Here is a 2,774-nt window from a genome sequence, read left to right as displayed (position 1 = left end):
CCTTGCGCAGCGCCGCTTCAGGACGCCAGCCCCCTCCACCGCCTTCGGCGGTCCCCCTCCCCGTAAGCGGGGAGGATATTGTGGCAGCAATCGCTCGCTTCCCGCCATCCGATCCTGACCGGCCGCGAATGGCGACTTGCGGCCGGAGCCGGGCATCCCTGGCCTCGAAAGTGAAGCAATTGCGCAACACTGCTGACATGATCGTCGGCAGCCCGTGCTTCGCCGATTGATCGCGGCGGCGCGGACCGCCAAAGAGCCGTTGGTTTTTCGCTCTCCCATCGTTCACTCTGTTTCAGGAAGCTCGCCATGCGCCTTTTTCCTTCCGCTACCGCTATAGCCCCCGTCCTCGCCATCCTCGCCGCCGGCTGGGCCGCCCCCGCCGTCGCGCAGGACGCCGCGCCTACCGCCGAGGGGGGCGGCCTGGGCGATATCGTCGTCACCGCGCAGCGCCGTGAGGAAAGCCTGAAGGACGTGCCGATCGCGGTCAGCGTGTTGTCGGGCGACGCGCTCGGCGCGATCACCTCGACCGGTTCCGACGTCCGCGCGCTCGCGGGCCGCGTCCCCAGCCTGAACATCGAAAGCTCGTACGGCCGGTCTTTCCCGCGCTTCTATATCCGTGGCCTCGGCAACACCGATTTCGACCTCAACGCCTCGCAGCCGGTGAGCCTGGTCTATGACGACGTCGTCCTCGAAAACCCGATCCTTAAGGGTTTCCCGATCTTCGACCTCGACCGCGTCGAGGTGTTGCGCGGGCCGCAGGGCACGCTGTTCGGCCGCAACACCCCCGCCGGCATCGTCAAGTTCGACACCGTCAAGCCCGGCAAGACCGGCGGCTATGCGCGCGTCAGCTATGGCCGCTATGGCACGTCGCAGGTCGAGGTCGCGGCGGGCGCCGCCGACGACAGCGGCTTCTCGGTCCGCCTGTCGGGGCTGTTCCAGCACCGCGACGACTGGGTCGACAATGTCGCGACGACGAAATCCAAGGATCTGGGCGGTTATGACGACATCGCCGCGCGCCTGCAGCTGCAATATGAAAGCGGCCCCTTCACCGGCCGCGTAACCGGCCAGGTCCGCATCTATGACGGCTCGGCGATCATCTTCCGCGCCAACACGCAGGTCCCGGGCAGCAACCATCTCGTCGGACTCGGCGGCGCGGCGACGGCGTTCGAGCGGGACAAGGTCTATCAGGACGGGCTCAATTTCCAGAAGCTCAACACCTATAACGCGGCGCTGAACCTCGAATATGATTTCGGGCCGGTGACCGCTTACTCGATCACCTCCTACTGGAACGGCAATTTCAGGAGCCGCGGCGACATCGACGGCGGCTTCGGCGCGGTGTTCCTGCCCGTGTCGGGTCCGGGCCTGATCCCGTTCCAGGCGCAGAGCCAGGACAATGTGCCGAGCCTCGACCAGTTCACGCAGGAGCTGCGCATCGCCTCGAACAACAGCGGCGGGCTCGGCTATCAGTTCGGCGCCTTCTACTTCGACGAAGGTCTCGACATCACCAGCTTCGAATTCGGCGGGCCGACCGACGCCACCCCGTCGGCGATCGCGATCCAGCGTCAGGACACCAAGGCTTACGGCCTGTTCGGGTCGGTCAACTATGACTTCGGCAACGGGTTGAAGCTGCAGGGCGGTGCGCGTTACAACCATGACAAGCGCGACTTCGTCGCCTCGCGTCCGGTCGAAACGCGCCCCGCCTTCGTCGTCAACCCGAACACGCCGGTGCCGCCGCAGGCCGCGAAGGTCACCGGCAAGCTGCTGACGTGGGACGCCAGCGCGACCTGGGAAGCGTCGGATGCGCTGACCTTTTACGCCCGCGTCGCGCGCGGCTATCGCGCGCCGTCGGTTCAGGGCCGCCTGACCTTCTCGCGCACCATCTCGACCGCCGATTCGGAAAAGACGATGTCGTATGAAACGGGCATCAAGACCGCCTTCCTCGACGACCGCCTCCGCTTCAACCTGACCGGCTATTATTTCAAGACCGAGGATCTGCAGCTCACCGCCGTCGGCGGCACCGCCAACGTCGCCAGCCTGCTCAACGTCGACGCCAAGGGCCACGGGATCGAGGCCGAACTGCAGGCGGCGCCCGCCAAGGGGTTGACCTTCAGTCTCGGCGGCGCGTGGAACGTCGCGAAGATCGACGATCCCAACGCCTATGTCGCGGGCTGCGGCTCGGCGACGCCCTGCACGATTCTCGACCCGGTGCGCCCCGGCAGCCCCGGCATCTATTCGATCGACGGCAACCAGCTGCCGCAGTCGCCGAAGTTCACGCTCAACTGGACCGCGGGTTATGAATTCCCGGTCGGCAATGGCGCCATCTATGCCTTCACCGACTGGTATTATCGTTCGAAGATCCAGTTCTTCCTCTATCGCTCGGTCGAATTCTCGGACGACAAGCTGATCGAGGGCGGGCTGCGCGTCGGGTACAAGACCGACCGCTTCGACATCGCGGGCTTCGTGCGCAACATCACGAACGACGCCTCGCCGACCGGCGGCATCGATTTCAACAACCTGACGAGTTACGTCAACGAACCCCGCATCTGGGGCGTCGAGGCGGGGGTGAAGTTCTAGCCAGCCAGAACGTCAGAATCCGAAGCCATGTGCTCCCGCGAAGGCGGGAGCCCATCTGCTGCAGGCGCTATTTGTAACCGGCCGGAGAGGGGTCCCCGCCTGCGCGGGGACACACGGTCCTTTTCTTTGATTCGGCGCCTTAGAGTGCGTTCGGTTTTGATTGAATCAACACCGGCACTCCAGATTCTTGTTTTGCCGTG

Annotated in this window: 1 protein-coding gene; it reads left to right on the top strand. The window is 65.1% G+C overall.

Translation table 11 applies throughout. From position 1 onward, the window contains the following. Nucleotides 1-306 precede the first annotated feature (306 nt). Entirely contained in the window at nucleotides 307-2,574 is a 2,268-nt protein-coding gene (locus J1N50_RS12935; protein WP_215354122.1) for a TonB-dependent receptor, read from the top strand. Nucleotides 2,575-2,774 lie beyond the last annotated feature (200 nt).

The sequence above is a fragment of the Sphingopyxis soli genome (assembly GCF_018682675.1).
Lineage (GTDB): Bacteria > Pseudomonadota > Alphaproteobacteria > Sphingomonadales > Sphingomonadaceae > Sphingopyxis > Sphingopyxis soli.
This window is presented reverse-complemented; position numbering and strand designations above follow the sequence as displayed.